At 54.6% G+C, this 13,573-nt stretch carries 17 protein-coding genes; 10 read left to right on the forward strand and 7 right to left on the reverse strand.

Features of this window, described 5'->3' with window-relative positions; translation table 11 throughout:
* The first annotated feature begins 1 nt into the window (after position 1).
* The 8 genes from fliM to QZH36_RS12990 all read left to right on the forward strand — a co-directional run bounded on the left by fliM (position 2) and on the right by QZH36_RS12990 (position 6,866).
* Positions 2–1,009, forward strand: coding sequence for a flagellar motor switch protein FliM (gene fliM, locus QZH36_RS12955; protein WP_253460461.1), 1,008 nt, complete (start codon positions 2–4; stop codon positions 1,007–1,009).
* Positions 1,002–1,409 (forward strand): flagellar motor switch protein FliN, encoded by a 408-nt coding sequence (fliN, locus tag QZH36_RS12960; protein WP_125288015.1) that lies wholly within the window; start codon positions 1,002–1,004, stop codon positions 1,407–1,409. The genes fliM and fliN overlap by 8 nt, the downstream gene beginning before the upstream one ends.
* A 38-nt stretch (positions 1,410–1,447) precedes the next feature.
* Positions 1,448–1,879 (forward strand): flagellar biosynthetic protein FliO, encoded by a 432-nt coding sequence (gene fliO / locus QZH36_RS12965; protein ID WP_125288318.1) that lies wholly within the window; start codon positions 1,448–1,450, stop codon positions 1,877–1,879.
* Entirely contained in the window at positions 1,876–2,610 is a 735-nt protein-coding gene (gene fliP / locus QZH36_RS12970) for a flagellar type III secretion system pore protein FliP (protein ID WP_125288016.1), read from the forward strand. Before fliO ends, fliP begins: the two co-directional genes overlap by 4 nt.
* 83 nt (positions 2,611–2,693) lie before the next feature.
* Positions 2,694–2,963 carry a flagellar biosynthesis protein FliQ gene (gene fliQ / locus QZH36_RS12975; protein ID WP_125288017.1) on the forward strand — a complete coding sequence of 90 codons (270 nt, stop codon included), beginning with the start codon at positions 2,694–2,696 and terminating at the stop codon, positions 2,961–2,963.
* The gene (gene fliR / locus QZH36_RS12980) at positions 2,964–3,749 is read left to right on the forward strand and encodes a flagellar biosynthetic protein FliR (protein WP_253460458.1); all 786 of its coding nucleotides are present in this window, start codon (positions 2,964–2,966) and stop codon (positions 3,747–3,749) included.
* A gap of 643 nt (positions 3,750–4,392) precedes the next feature.
* Positions 4,393–5,028: a transcriptional regulator RcsA gene (rcsA, locus tag QZH36_RS12985; protein ID WP_253460455.1), complete on the forward strand. Its 636-nt coding sequence runs from the start codon at positions 4,393–4,395 to the stop codon at positions 5,026–5,028.
* Between the two features lie 152 nt (positions 5,029–5,180).
* Positions 5,181–6,866, forward strand: coding sequence for a methyl-accepting chemotaxis protein (locus QZH36_RS12990; protein WP_301730388.1), 1,686 nt, complete (start codon positions 5,181–5,183; stop codon positions 6,864–6,866).
* A gap of 50 nt (positions 6,867–6,916) precedes the next feature.
* Here the strand turns inward: QZH36_RS12990 and dsrB are convergent, their stop codons facing one another.
* Positions 6,917–7,108 carry a protein DsrB gene (gene dsrB, locus QZH36_RS12995; protein WP_253460447.1) on the reverse strand — a complete coding sequence of 64 codons (192 nt, stop codon included), beginning with the start codon at positions 7,106–7,108 and terminating at the stop codon, positions 6,917–6,919.
* 62 nt (positions 7,109–7,170) lie between these two features.
* Complete coding sequence (locus QZH36_RS13000; RefSeq protein ID WP_039385165.1) at positions 7,171–7,329, reverse strand: YqaE/Pmp3 family membrane protein; 159 nt, start codon at positions 7,327–7,329, stop codon at positions 7,171–7,173.
* Between the two features lie 606 nt (positions 7,330–7,935).
* Here QZH36_RS13000 and QZH36_RS13005 point away from each other — a divergent pair.
* Together QZH36_RS13005 and QZH36_RS13010 are read left to right on the forward strand one after the other, a co-directional pair.
* A complete protein-coding gene (locus QZH36_RS13005) occupies positions 7,936–8,730 on the forward strand; it encodes a mannosyl-3-phosphoglycerate phosphatase-related protein (protein WP_253460445.1) in 795 nt (264 codons plus the stop codon).
* Positions 8,731–8,781: 51 nt separating this feature from the next.
* Positions 8,782–10,002 carry a glycosyltransferase family protein gene (locus tag QZH36_RS13010; RefSeq protein WP_253460442.1) on the forward strand — a complete coding sequence of 407 codons (1,221 nt, stop codon included), beginning with the start codon at positions 8,782–8,784 and terminating at the stop codon, positions 10,000–10,002.
* Here QZH36_RS13010 and dgcQ read toward each other — a convergent pair.
* From dgcQ to QZH36_RS13035, 5 genes are all read right to left on the reverse strand, one after another.
* A complete protein-coding gene (gene dgcQ / locus QZH36_RS13015; RefSeq protein WP_301730395.1) occupies positions 9,999–11,633 on the reverse strand; it encodes a cellulose biosynthesis regulator diguanylate cyclase DgcQ in 1,635 nt (544 codons plus the stop codon). The two genes, QZH36_RS13010 and dgcQ, sit on opposite strands and share 4 nt — an antisense overlap.
* Before the next feature lie 126 nt (positions 11,634–11,759).
* Positions 11,760–11,939, reverse strand: a complete 180-nt coding sequence (locus QZH36_RS13020) for a YodC family protein (protein ID WP_125288024.1) — start codon at positions 11,937–11,939, stop codon at positions 11,760–11,762.
* Between the two features lie 168 nt (positions 11,940–12,107).
* Positions 12,108–12,239 carry a hypothetical protein gene (locus tag QZH36_RS13025; RefSeq protein WP_255416512.1) on the reverse strand — a complete coding sequence of 44 codons (132 nt, stop codon included), beginning with the start codon at positions 12,237–12,239 and terminating at the stop codon, positions 12,108–12,110.
* A gap of 39 nt (positions 12,240–12,278) precedes the next feature.
* The gene (locus QZH36_RS13030; RefSeq protein WP_253460436.1) at positions 12,279–13,178 is read right to left on the reverse strand and encodes a DUF808 family protein; all 900 of its coding nucleotides are present in this window, start codon (positions 13,176–13,178) and stop codon (positions 12,279–12,281) included.
* 15 nt (positions 13,179–13,193) lie between these two features.
* Positions 13,194–13,466, reverse strand: coding sequence for a hypothetical protein (locus QZH36_RS13035; RefSeq protein WP_125288026.1), 273 nt, complete (start codon positions 13,464–13,466; stop codon positions 13,194–13,196).
* Positions 13,467–13,573 lie beyond the last annotated feature (107 nt).

Genomic DNA, 13,573 nt, shown 5'->3' on the forward strand with positions numbered 1-13,573 from the left:
AATGGCCGATAGCATTCTCTCACAAGCGGAAATTGACGCGCTGCTTAACGGCGACAGCGACAGCGCGGCGGAAGAAAACGTCAGCAGCGCGGGCGACAGTGATATTCGTCCTTACGATCCCAATACCCAGCGTCGCATGGTTCGCGAACGTCTGCAGGCGCTGGAGATCATTAACGAACGCTTTGCGCGTTCATACAGGATGGCGCTGTTTAACCTGCTGCGTCGTAGCCCGGATATCACGGTAGGCGCGATTAAAATTCAGCCGTATCATGAATTTGCTCGCAACCTGCCGGTACCGACGAACCTGAACCTGATCCACCTGAAGCCGCTGCGCGGTACGGCGCTGGTGGTGTTTTCGCCAAGCCTGGTGTTTATCGCCGTGGATAACCTGTTTGGCGGAGACGGTCGCTTCCCTACTAAAGTAGAAGGACGCGAGTTTACGGCAACCGAACAGCGCGTCATTCGCAAGATGCTAAAACTGGCGCTGGAAGGCTACAGCGAAGCGTGGAAACCGATTTATCCGCTGGACGTGGAGTATGTTCGCTCCGAAATGCAGGTAAAGTTTACTAATATTACTACTTCACCTAACGATATCGTGATTACCACGCCGTTCCAGGTGGAGATTGGCAACCTGATTGGCGAGTTCAATATCTGCATTCCGTTCAGCATGATTGAACCGCTGCGTGAAACCCTGGTCAACCCGCCGCTGGAGAACTCGCGTCAGGAAGATCACAACTGGCGCGAGACGCTGGTGAAGCAGGTTCAGCACTCCGAACTGGAGCTGATTGCGAACTTTGCCGACGTCTCGATGCGGATTTCACGCCTGCTGGCCCTGAAGCCCGGCGATGTATTACCGATAGAAAAACCGGATCGCATTATCGCTCATGTCGATGGCGTGCCGGTCTTAACCAGCCAGTACGGCACCCTGAATGGGCAGTACGCGCTGCGTGTGGAACATCTGATTAACCCGATTTTGAACTCGATGAATGAGGAACAGCCCCATGAGTGACACCAATAAGCCGTCCGTTGACGACCTCTCTGCGGACGACCTTTGGGCTGACGCGCTGAACGAGCAGTCAAACTCAACCAGCACCGCGTCCGAAGGGGTGTTTAAATCTCTGGAAAGTAATGATATCGCCGGTTCGCTCCAGGATATCGACCTGATTATGGATATCCCGGTCAAGCTGACCGTGGAACTGGGCCGCACCAAGATGACCATTAAAGAGCTGCTGCGTCTGACGCAGGGTTCCGTGGTGGCGCTGGAAGGCCTGGCCGGCGAGCCGCTGGATATTCTGATCAACGGTTATCTGATTGCCCAGGGCGAAGTCGTGGTGGTTGCCGATAAATACGGCGTGCGCATCACCGACATCATTACGCCATCTGAACGTATGCGTCGACTGAGCCGTTAATGACGACCGCCAGCCAAACGCAGCAGGAGCAAGCGCCAATGAGCACGGGCCAGCAGCAACCGGCGGCGCATTCGCCGGTCAACGTCGGACAAACGCAACAGCCGCCAGGCCAGCCGGCCGCTTCCACCGGTTCAGTGTTGACGCAGGTCAGCAGCGTGTTGGCCGTGATTATTCTGTTGATTCTGGCCTGCGCCTGGCTGGCGAAACGATTTGGCTTCGCGCCCAAAACGGGCAAGCGCGGCCAGCGGGATATCTCGATCAGCGCCAGCTGCCAGGTTGGGCAGCGCGAGCGCGTGGTTATCGTTGACGTGCAGGATGCCCGGCTGGTGCTGGGCGTGACCGCACAGCAGATCACCCATCTGCATACCCTGCCGCCCTCACCGGTGCAGGAAAATCCGGAAGAGCCGCAGCCCGCTGGCGATTTCCGTCAGGTGTTAGAGCTTATTAAACGCGCCGGAAAACCAAAATGAAACGCATTCTTCCTTTCTTAGCGCTGCTGCTGCTGCTGGCGCCTGAAGTTCACGCCCAGTTGCCGGGCCTGGTCAGCCGTCCGACGGCTAACGGCGGTCAGAGCTGGTCGCTGCCGGTGCAGACGCTGGTGTTTATCACCTCGCTGACTTTCCTGCCCGCTATTTTGCTGATGATGACCAGCTTTACGCGCATCATCATTGTTTTCGGCCTGCTGCGTAACGCGCTGGGCACGCCGTCCGCGCCGCCAAACCAGGTGCTGCTCGGCCTGGCGCTGTTTCTGACCTTCTTTATTATGAGTCCGGTATTGGACAAGATTTATCAGAACGCCTATCTGCCGTTCAGCGAAGACAAGATCAGTATGCAGGACGCGCTGGATAAAGGCGCGCAGCCGCTGCGTGAATTTATGCTGCGGCAGACTCGCGAAGCGGATCTGGCCCTGTTTGCTCGCCTGGCCAACTCCCCGCCTTTGCAAGGCCCGGAAGCGGTGCCGATGCGCATTCTGCTGCCGGCCTACGTGACCAGCGAGCTGAAAACGGCGTTCCAGATTGGCTTTACCGTGTTTATCCCGTTTCTGATTATCGACCTTGTCGTCGCCAGCGTGCTGATGGCGCTGGGGATGATGATGGTGCCGCCCGCGACCATCGCGCTGCCCTTTAAGCTGATGCTGTTCGTGCTGGTAGACGGCTGGCAGCTGCTGATTAGCTCGCTGGCGCAAAGCTTCTATTCATAATAATCGGGCGACGACGTCGCCCGGCAAAAATCGCGGCGCTGCCTGTCGCGACGATATAGGCCCTCAATTTTCCCGGAGTCGTGATGACACCAGAATCGGTTATGTCAATTGGTCATGATGCGCTGCACGTTGGGCTGATCCTGGCCGCACCTCTGCTGCTGGCGGCGCTGGTCAGCGGTCTACTGATTAGCCTGCTGCAGGCGGCGACGCAAATCAACGAACAAACGCTCTCTTTTATTCCAAAAATCCTCGCCGTCGTTGCGACAATCGTCGTGGCTGGCCCGTGGATGCTGAGCCTGGTGCTGGACTATATGCGCACCCTGTTTACCAACCTGCCTAATATGATCGGTTAAATGATTAACTTCGACAGCAGCCAGCTGATGTTATGGATGGGGCAACTTTTTTGGCCCCTCGCCCGCGTGCTGGCGTTAATCATGACCGCCCCGATCCTCAGTGAAAAATCGATTAGCAAAAAGGTTAAGCTCGGCTTAGGCCTGATGATTACCTGGGTTTTGATCCCCACGCTGCCGCCGGTTAATGTGACCTTATTCTCAATTGGCGGCTTCTGGCTGCTGATTCAGCAGATTCTGATTGGCGTGGCTATCGGTTTTACGATGCAATTTGCCTTTGCGGCAGTCAGAACCGCAGGTGAAGTCATTGGTTTGCAGATGGGTATCTCTTTTGCCACCTTTTTCGATCCTTCAAGCCGACTGAATATGCCGGTGCTGGCCCGCTTTATGGATATGCTGGCCATGCTGCTGTTTTTATCTTTTAACGGTCACCTGTGGTTAATTTCTATGGTCGCCGACAGCTTTCATACGCTGCCTGTTGGCGGAGAGCTGATTAACGGCAACGCGTTTCTGGCGTTAACGAAAGCAGCCAGTCTGATTTTCCTTAATGGAATGCGATTAGCGTTACCCCTGATAACGCTGCTGCTCATCATTAACCTGGCACTGGGTTTGTTAAACCGTGTTTCACCTCAGCTGTCGGTTTTTGCCATCGGCTTTCCTATCACCTTATCAATCGGTCTTATCTTCCTGAGCCTGATGATGCCGCTCCTGGCCCCGTTTTGTGAGCATTTATTCAGCGAAGTATTTGATTTACTCTCACAGATCCTTAGCGAACTTCCTGCCAAATAAACTTAAGTATTCAGAACCACCTCAAGAGAGGCCCTGGGTGCATTGTTAAGCGTGTAGAATGTTTTTGCACATTTTTCAAACCGCCGATACCAGAAAATTCTTAAGGAAAATCTGATTAATCGCTTCACCCAATGAAAATTATTCTTATTAAATGCCAGTTAGCGTATTTTGTTTAACGAAACGGATGCAATGTTGCTTAAATGTTAAGCATCGGAGTGAATAAAAACGTCTGTTTTTACTGGAAATTTTATTTTTTGCCGTTATTCTTGTAGCAAATCGTATTTCACAGCAGGTTTAGTGCCCTATACAGCGGCACACATTCGCGTGATGAATGTTTTTTAGGATTCGTCCTATCAGATTTCTCTGCGTTCTGCGCGATAGTGGCGAAGTTCACAAAGCAGTGCGGCAAACTTCTGTCAGATCCTCCATCTGTCTACGGATGTTTTACCGCGTTGGTAGTGGGTGGTTTGCCTAAACTAAACGGTTACATCGAGCATGGACAGGTTTGTTCAGCGTCCGCTAACAGACTTAATGCTGAGTACAAATAATAAAATTGAAAACAGAACATATTACTCTCGTAACTTACACAACGCGTAATTCATCGTTAGTTTAAACGAATAACAATTTGGTGAGGGTCGCAGTTATGCCAACAATTATAATGGATTCATGCAGCTACACACGCTTAGGTCTTACTGATTATATGTCCGTCAAGGGAGTTAAAAAGAAAAACATAACTTCCGTTACCGACATCGATCAGCTTCAAATTAAATGCCAGCAGCTCCAACCGGGCGTTGTATTTATTAACGAAGATTGTTTTATTTATGAAGCAGATGCCAGCCAGCGTATAAGAGACATTATTACGCAGCATCCTGACACGCTGTTTTTCATCTTTATGGCTATCTCTAACATCCATTTTGAGGAATACCTCTACGTTCGTAAGAACCTGATTATTACGTCAAAATCGATTAAGCCTGCTACACTCGATAACTTACTTCTGTCCTATTTCCAGAAGAAACTCAACGTGTCGCCTCGCTATTCCGCTGGCTTCGATGTTCATCCATTGACGCTAAGCCAAACCGAGTCGAACATGCTTAAAATGTGGATGTCCGGTCACGATACCATTCAGATCTCGGACAAAATGCAAATTAAAGCCAAAACGGTTTCTTCGCATAAAGGCAATATTAAACGCAAGATTAAGACTCATAATAAACAGGTCATCTATCATGTTGTGCGCCTGACTGATAACGTCACCAGCGGTATCTACGTCAACGTACGCTAAGCGTTAAAGAAGCCGGCTTATGCCGGCTTTATTTTATCCACTAATGTTAACAGGATCACACTTTTCCGTTAACCTTTCGCCTCTCTCTGCCGATGAGTTGTAAACAAAGCGAAGCCTGTCGCTTCGTTTACCCAGACAGAGAGCACAAGGACATGACACCACTCCCCCAACCCGAAGGTTCTTCTCACTTAAGTTTCTGGCAGCATCTGCGCCTCGTTCCCCTGTTCACCACTATTCTCGGTGCCATCCTGTTTCTGTTCGCCCTGTGCATCGGCCTGGCGAGCTATTATCTGATCCAGAGTAATCAGTCGCTCAAGGACGTTACCGAAGAGATCCAGGTACGTATGGCTATCTCTAACAGCTCCAATCACCTGCGTACGGCCCGGCTGAATATTATTCACGCGGGCGCGGCGGTGCGCATTGGCGATATGGATCTGTTTAACGAGAATCTTAAACAGGCGGAAAAGCGTATTCAGCTGGCTGGCGAGAATTTTAAAGCCTACACGCAACGGCGCATTAAAACCCCGGCGGACGAAGCGCTGGATGGTGAATTGACCACCCGCTTTACGGCCTATGTCAGCGAGGGCCTGCTGCCAATGGTAAAAAGCGCCAAAGACGGCAGCTTTGAAAATGTGATAACGCGAGAAACAGATTTCACGCGCGGCCTGGATAATGACTATAACGCCGTACTGCTGAAAGCCATCGCCATTCGTACCCAGCGCGCCACCGCCATTAACGCGGGCGCGGAGGCGCAAACCCGCATGGGCTTTATTATGATGGCCGGCGCTTTCGCCGCCGCGCTGCTGCTGACGCTGGCTACCTTTATCTTCCTGCGTCGCGTGATCATTGCCCCGCTACGCCAGGCGGTGCAGCGAATTGAGCGTATTTCGCATGGCGATCTGACCGCGCCGCCGCAGGCCTGGGGCCGCAGTGAAATCGGCGCGTTGGGCAGCAATCTGCAAACGATGCAGCAGGCGCTGGTGAAAACGGTCGGCACGGTGCGTGAAGGTGCGGTAGCTATCTATCAGGGCTCGACCGAAATTTCGGCGGGCAATACCGATCTATCCTCCCGTACCGAGCAGCAGGCGGCGGCGCTGGAAGAAACGGCGGCCAGCATGGAACAGCTGACCGCAACCGTGAAGCAGAATGCGGAAAATGCGCACCATGCCAGCCAGCTGGCGGGCGACGCCTCCGGGAAAGCCCGCCAGGGCGGGGATATCGTTTCCGGCGTGATCGGCACCATGAATAATATTTCCGCCAGCTCAAAGAAAATTGCTGAAATTACCACGGTTATCAACAGCATCGCATTCCAGACCAATATTCTGGCGCTGAATGCCGCCGTTGAAGCGGCGCGGGCGGGCGAACAGGGTCGCGGTTTCGCCGTGGTGGCCAGCGAGGTGCGGAATCTGGCGCAGCGCAGTGCGGGCGCGGCGAAGGAAATTGAAGGGTTGATTGCCGAATCGGTCAGCCTGATCGATCGGGGATCGACTCAGGTCAGCCATGCAGGCGAGAGAATGACGGATATCGTCCAGGCCGTACACAGCGTTACGGAGATTATGGCCGAGATTGCTTCTGCTTCTGATGAACAAAGCCGGGGCATCCAGCAGGTGAGCCAGGCCGTATCGGAAATGGATAACGTTACCCAGCAGAACGCCTCGCTGGTGGAACAGGCCTCCGCCGCCGCCTCATCGCTGGAAGAGCAGGCCTCACGTCTGACGCAGGCCGTAGCGGCCTTTAATCTTAGCGGCACGCCGCAGCCGACTGCGCCAGTGCTGAAAACCAAAGCGGCACCATTGCGTCCGGCGCTGGCGGACGGCGATAACTGGGAAAAATTTTAGAACGGGCGTAAAAAAGGGCGAATCGCTTCGCCCTTTTTCATCCTGCGCGGCTATTCGGTATGCGGTTCTACAAAAATGCCGTCCCGCTGCCCCAGCTCGTTAAAAAACCAGATCCCCTGCGGATAATCCTCCAGCGAGACCAGATACATGGTGCCTTCGCTAAAGTCCTCTACCGCCAGTACCGTGCCGGCGCGGCGCGGCCCGCCGTCGGTCTTTACCGTGACCCGATCGTTTACCTTCATTTTTTTCTCCTGGTAGGTGCGCTACAAATAAGATAGCGCATCTTACCCGGAAACCGGCGCGCTTAACGACGCGCAATGACCCAAACGGCGTGCACAATACCCGGAATGTAGCCGCAGAGCGTCAGCAGGATATTCAGCCAGAAGGCGCCGCCAAAACCGACCTGCATAAAAACACCCAGCGGGGGCAGAAGAATAGCAATAATAATACGTAAAAGATCCATGTCGCCTCCATAGCGCGGATAACAGCTTGTTTTGTAATCGTTTGTTCAGTATAGCCCGAATCTGCCGTTGCGCCTGCCGCCGCATGTAAAACAACGTAATGAACGTATATTTTTCACTTTTTTAACGTTTTACGGTGAGACTTCTGACAACGGCCCGGCATACACTGTTCCCACTGCACCAACCCCAAAGGCGCAGTCAACCTAAAAAGTAACAAGGATTTTTGCCCGCGCAGCGCGGGCTTTTTTTTGCCTTTTTTTCAGGCATTGCGTCGGTTATGCGCAAAAAAAACCCGGCCAGCGGCCGGGAAAAAATTAAAATTCGCTACAGAGAAAAATCTCTGACCCGCGTAGCCTACCGATTGGCCTTATTAAGAATTTTCTTAACTTCATAGCACATTATTTTTTTTCCTGTGAATTTATCCACCTTTTTTGTCTGAAGTCCTGTCGCCTCGCCTGCTCGCCTGTAAGTAGTTACTTACGTGAGTTATTGCTGTTTTTTAAGAGAATTCCTGGGCGAACCGCTTCGTTTGTTTGCCTGCCTTTTCTGCGCCTTCGATGGATACCGCTATACTTGAGTCACTTGCCTCAGGCTATGGAGAAACAACGATGCCAGCGCTGCATGATCCCCTGATGATAGTTACGGATTTAGATGGTTCCCTGCTGGATCATCATACCTACAGCTGGGAGGCTGCCGAGGCCTGGCTGGCGCGTCTGAAGGCGGCCGATATTCCCATCGTGATCTGTTCAAGCAAGACGGCGGCGGAAATTGAGCCTCTGCAGCGGGCGCTGGATATCGTCGGCGCGCCTTTTATTGCGGAAAACGGGGCCATCGTGAAATGGCAGCAGCAAACGCCTGTCGCTGCCGATCGGCCTTCCGCAAAAGATTATGCGGCGATCTGCAAGACGCTGCGGCAATTGCGTGAGCAGGATGGCTTTAAATTTACCGGGTTCGCCGACGTGACGGAAAAAGAGGTGGCGGACTGGACAGGCCTGACGCCGCGCGACGCCGCCCTGGCGAAAACGCGGGAAGGGTCGGAAAGTTTGATCTGGCGAGATACCAGCGAGCAGTTTACCGCTTTCCAACAGGCGCTGGCGGCGCAACAGCTGGAGCTGGTTCAGGGCGGGCGTTTCTGGCACGTCATGAATCAGGGACGCGGTAAGGGCGCGGCGCTTGACTGGCTGCTGACGCACTACCCGCCTCCCGGCAGCGGCCGCTGGATCACTATCGGTCTGGGCGACGGTCCCAACGATGCGCCCATGCTGGAGAAAGTAGATTATGCCGTCGTGATCAAAGGCTATAGCAAAACCGGCGTGACGCTGAAGCGTCAGCAACATGTTTTTTACAGCGCAGGCTTTGGCCCGGAGGGCTGGAGCGAGGGCCTGACGCACTACATTACCTGATAACAGATTTCCCATGCAGCCCAACTACGGGCCCGGCTTAAGGAACACGCGATGAGTGATTTTTTCCAGAACGGCGTTATCACCAACTTTCATAATCTCACCGCACGTCCAGTTGAGGAACTGGAGCAGGAGCTGGTGCAGTTCGCCACGCGGCGCAAGATGGGACTGATCCTGCCTTCGCTTTTTTCCGAACTGGAAGGCCCGGCGCTCGGCCATATCGTTGACGAGCTGGCTAAGGTGCCCTATCTCGAAGAGATAGTTATCGGCCTGGATCGCGCCGATCGCGAGCAGTTTCTTTACGCCCGCGACTTTTTTTCCCGCCTGCCGCAGCGCCATCGTATTTTGTGGAACGACGGGCCGCGCCTGAAGGCGATTGATGCCGAGCTGGATAAAGAAGGACTTTCCCCTTCTCAACCGGGCAAGGGTCGTAATGTCTGGTTCTGTACCGGCTATACGCTCTCTTCGGAAAGTACCAGCTGCGTGGCGCTGCACGACTGCGATATCGTAACGTATGAACGCGGCATGCTGGCAAGGCTGCTCTATCCGCTGGCGAACCCGTCTTTTCAGTATGAGTTCTGTAAGGGTTTTTACGCCCGCGTGGCCGACAACAAGCTGAACGGTCGCGTTGGCCGACTGCTGGTTGGGCCGCTGCTGCGTTCGCTGCAGAAAGTGTACGGCCATTCGGAATACCTGGACTATCTGACCAGCTTCCGCTATCCGCTTTCCGGCGAGTTCGCAATGCGCACGCACGTGCTGAACAATATAAAAATCCCCGGCGACTGGGGGCTGGAAATCGGCGTGCTGTCTGAAATCTATCGCAACTACACCACGCGCCAGAGCTGCCAGGTTGAGATCGCGCATAATTACGATCACAAACACCAGCCGCTGTCGGAAGAGGACGGCACCGGCGGCCTGCGTCGGATGAGTAACGATATCGTCCAGTCTTTGCTGCGCAAGATGGCGACAATGGGCGTGGATTTGACCAGCGACTCGTTCCGCGTGTTGAAAGCGACCTATTACCGCAACGCGCTGGATATGATGGAGATTTACAGCCATGAAGCGGCGATGAACGGGCTGAAGTTCGATCAGCACGCGGAAGAGGCGGCGGTGGAAATGTTTACTCAGTCGATTCTGGAAGCCGGACAGTCCTTTATCGAGCGGCCGAACGAAAAACCGTTTATTCCAAGCTGGAGCCGCGTGCAGTCCGCTTTCCCTGACATTATGCAGCGTATCTATCAGGCGGTGGAAGAGGATAACAAGGGCAACGTTTAGTCCCGGTCGCAGACGCGATTGCGTCCTGACGTTTTGGCTATATAGAGCCTGCGGTCGGCAATCGAGCGCAGGCTTTCAAAATGGTAGTCGCCCGACGCCTCGCTGGAGGCGACTCCCAGCGAGGCCGTTACCCTCAGCCATGCTGAATTCCCGGCAAACACCTGCTTTTGCGCCAGCGCGACGCGAACTTTCTCCGCTATTGTCACGGCCTGGGCGGCAGTAACGGCCAGCGCAATGCAAAACTCTTCACCGCCAACGCGCCCGGCGATCGCCGACGGGTCAATGGTGTCATCTATCACGGCGGCGGCATAGGCCAGCACGCGATCGCCTGCCTCATGACCATAGCCGTCGTTTACCTGTTTAAAGCGGTCGAGATCCAGCTGGATCACCGAAAAAGGCCTCTGCCTGAGCTGGCTCTCGTACGCCAGCGCGTTAGCCCGTTCGAAAAACGCGCTGCGGTTCAGCATCTTCGTCAGTCCGTCATGGCTGGCGCGCCAGCGGAGTTTTTCCTGCATTGCCAGCAGGCGCCTGACCAGACGAATAATGAGCTGGTGCGACAGCAGCAGCGCCAGCGTAAACAGCAGCCACATCCCCAGCAACGCCAGCGCTACCTGACCGGTGCTGCCCGTCAGACTCTGCCGCAGCGTATCCACATTAATCAACACGCCTCGGGCATAACGGGTTTTGACCCAGCTGATATAGCGCGTATCAAGCCGCAGCGCGCCGCGATCGCTGTGGGCGATGGCCCGTTGCAGCCGGGCGATCTGCTCAGCGGTAAAATGTGCGGTCGCTGGCCCGTCTACGGCGCTGGCCAGCGGCCTCAGGTTGATATCATAAAAAAGTATGCTGCCCATTGGCCGTTCAGGCAGCGACAGCAGAAGCTGTTGGCGAATGTTGGCGGCCGAAAAATCCATTGCCAGCACGCCATACCAGTAGCCGTCCAGATCGACAGGCAGACTGAGCGTCAACGCGCTGCGGCCTGCGGCAGTCGCGTCCGGGCCGCTCCAGCGCGGCTGCCTGGACAGATTGCTTCCAGGCCGCATAGCGGTAAACCAGGGCGCGCTCACCACGCGGGTAAGATAGCGCAGCGTATCCTCGCCCTGCGGCAACGGCGTGGAGCTAAGCCAGAATCCCGCCCGCGAGAGGTACCAGAGCCGCGAATGAAAATCTCTGTTGGCGTCGTTAAGCTGCAAAATCAGGCTCATCATCAGCGTTGCCGCCAGCTCCGGCTTTAGCCTGGCGTCGTCGCGCCTGAGCAGCGGATAGGCGGCAACCGCGTCGTCGGCAATACCGGATAGCGGCAGGCTGTGGGTCATGCTGGCGTAGAGATGCCAGACCGGCTGGCTACGCAGCAGCGAAAAATAGTCCAGCTGTCGCCGCATCTGGCTGTTTTCGGCAGGCGCGCGCATAACCTGTTGCAGCATATTGCGGCAGAACAACAGCTGGTCAAGGCTGAACTGAAACTGGCGATCAAGATCGTCGGCAATATCTTTCAGGCTGGCGCGCTGGCTAAGCTCATAGGTTGCTTTTAACATGCTGCCTTCTCGCCAGGTCAGTACCGAGGAGAAAAGAAAGACCAGCAGAAAACAGACATGAATAACTGCCTCAGGATGGGAATGGGCCAGCTTCACACGGCAACGCTCCTGCCAGCGGGAAAGAGCTTTTCAGTTTAGCTGCGGCAGGAAGGTTGCGCCAGCAGCGGCGCGGCGGGAAGTAAATGATAACAGGACGAAATTTCTCGTCCCGTTCGGTCAACGCTAGCTGGCAAGCCGGTTTTGCCCCGCGCTCAGCGCGCAAAGCTCCTCTTCCCGAAACGCTTCGCGCCGCACGCTGTAGCCGTCATACCAGCGACACTCCACCATACCGCTGGCATAGCCGGTAACCACCATTGCCGGACCGCCTTCTTTAAGCTGCACTGCCTCACTGACCATGATCATGCCGTTTCTCCTGAGCTGGAAACTTCGGGGGAAATTCAGGTATAGCAGGCAATCGCGCGGCGCGCCGTTAACGGTAGGTAAAAGTTTTGTTAAAAAGGAATAAGCAGTTAAAAAGGCGAAAATTAAAAAAAGCGAGTAAGGATTACTCGCTTCAAAGAAGGGTCGAACTCAGATTTTGCAGCCTTCGCAGTCCGCTTCGTCGCTCAGGTCAGTCGGGACTTCGCTGGCTTTTTTCTCGGCGTTGGCTTCTGCCTGTTCCAGCTCGGCATCAATATCAAATTCAAAAATATCGTCTTTCATCTTCGCTCCCGGTTTGGTGAAGGGGTGTCTTTATACTGATTATGCCCGCAGTTTGCCAGCCAGATTTACCCCGCACAGTACGATCGATCCGACGATAAAACCAATCACCAGATTTGCGCCGTTGCTGATAAGCGAGCTGATAAAACCGCTGTGGCCCGCGGCCAGATGCTCAATAAAGTGATGGATGAAGGGCACGCCGTGCGCAATGATGCCGCCGCCGACCAGAAACATCGCTATTGTGCCGACTACCGTCAGCACCTTCATCATTTTTGGCGCCAGGGTCAGCAGCACGCTGCCGATACCTTTGGCCAGCGATGAGGTTTTCTGTTGCAGCCACAGGCCCAGATCGTCGATTTTCACGATACAGGCGACAATGCCGTACACGCCGACGGTAACCAGAATGGCGATACCCGCCAGGATCATCACCTGGCTCAGCAGCGGCGCTTCGGAAACGATACCCAGCGTAATGGCCACAATTTCTGCCGACAGAATAAAGTCCGTGCGCACTGCGCCTTTGACCTTTTTCTTCTCGAAGGCGGCGGCTTCCTGCTGCGAGAGATTGCGCAGCCGCTGTTCTCGCGCCGCATCGCTGTTTTTCTCTTTGCCGTGCAGGCTATGCAGCACCTTTTCCACGCCTTCATAGCTAAGGTAAGCACCGCCCAGCATCAGCAGCGGCGTGATCGCCCAGGGGATCCACGCGCTGATGGCCAGCGCCAGCGGCACCAGGATCAGCTTGTTAAGAAAAGAGCCTTTCGCCACGCCCCAGACCACAGGCAGTTCCCGATTGGCTTTGACGCCGCTGACCTGCTGCGCGTTCAGCGACAGATCGTCGCCCAGCACGCCGACGGTCTTCTTTGCCGCCACCTTGCCCATGATTGAGATATCGTCCATCAACGTGGCGATATCATCCAGTAAAGTCAGTAAGCTACTACCCGCCAAAATTTCCTTCCTTATTTAATGTTCATCATGCTGACAGCAGGGACAGACGTTGACTTCCGCTACCGTCATATCGGCTATGCCTTCGCAATCCCACTCAACCCTCACCGGCTGGCCCGCGTCCAGGTTGTGATGCACAAATTTGCTGACCGGGCTTTCGGTCATCCCGGCGATCTCCTCCGTCGCCACCAGCTGCTCGCCTACAAAAATGCGCGCGGTAGCCTGCGTGTTGACCATGCGCTCGCCGCTGATTTTGTACAGCCGTCTGACTGTGAGTTTGATACTGGCCATCGTCTGTCCTGCTACAGGATGTTAAAGAGTGTGATCTAAGCAAGTATGCACGAGAGATGCAAATTATGTGGACTGAATCGCTTTCCGGCCGTTAAAAAGACGCTATT

Origin of the sequence: Erwinia wuhanensis, from assembly GCF_030484085.1 — a bacterium.
Lineage (GTDB): Bacteria > Pseudomonadota > Gammaproteobacteria > Enterobacterales > Enterobacteriaceae > Erwinia > Erwinia aeris.

Excerpts from the sequence above, each read along its gene's own strand:
- fliM (WP_253460461.1), top strand. The coding sequence starts at position 2 with ATGGCCGATAGCATTCTCTCACAAGCGGAAATTGACGCGCTGCTTAAC.
- fliN (WP_125288015.1), top strand. The coding sequence starts at position 1,002 with ATGAGTGACACCAATAAGCCGTCCGTTGACGACCTCTCTGCGGACGAC.
- fliO (WP_125288318.1), top strand. The coding sequence starts at position 1,448 with ATGAGCACGGGCCAGCAGCAACCGGCGGCGCATTCGCCGGTCAACGTC.
- fliP (WP_125288016.1), top strand. The coding sequence starts at position 1,876 with ATGAAACGCATTCTTCCTTTCTTAGCGCTGCTGCTGCTGCTGGCGCCT.
- fliQ (WP_125288017.1), top strand. The coding sequence starts at position 2,694 with ATGACACCAGAATCGGTTATGTCAATTGGTCATGATGCGCTGCACGTT.
- fliR (WP_253460458.1), top strand. The coding sequence starts at position 2,964 with ATGATTAACTTCGACAGCAGCCAGCTGATGTTATGGATGGGGCAACTT.
- rcsA (WP_253460455.1), top strand. The coding sequence starts at position 4,393 with ATGCCAACAATTATAATGGATTCATGCAGCTACACACGCTTAGGTCTT.
- QZH36_RS12990 (WP_301730388.1), top strand. The coding sequence starts at position 5,181 with ATGACACCACTCCCCCAACCCGAAGGTTCTTCTCACTTAAGTTTCTGG.
- dsrB (WP_253460447.1), bottom strand. The coding sequence starts at position 7,108 with ATGAAGGTAAACGATCGGGTCACGGTAAAGACCGACGGCGGGCCGCGC.
- QZH36_RS13000 (WP_039385165.1), bottom strand. The coding sequence starts at position 7,329 with ATGGATCTTTTACGTATTATTATTGCTATTCTTCTGCCCCCGCTGGGT.
- QZH36_RS13005 (WP_253460445.1), top strand. The coding sequence starts at position 7,936 with ATGCCAGCGCTGCATGATCCCCTGATGATAGTTACGGATTTAGATGGT.
- QZH36_RS13010 (WP_253460442.1), top strand. The coding sequence starts at position 8,782 with ATGAGTGATTTTTTCCAGAACGGCGTTATCACCAACTTTCATAATCTC.
- QZH36_RS13020 (WP_125288024.1), bottom strand. The coding sequence starts at position 11,939 with ATGATCATGGTCAGTGAGGCAGTGCAGCTTAAAGAAGGCGGTCCGGCA.
- QZH36_RS13025 (WP_255416512.1), bottom strand. The coding sequence starts at position 12,239 with ATGAAAGACGATATTTTTGAATTTGATATTGATGCCGAGCTGGAACAG.
- QZH36_RS13035 (WP_125288026.1), bottom strand. The coding sequence starts at position 13,466 with ATGGCCAGTATCAAACTCACAGTCAGACGGCTGTACAAAATCAGCGGC.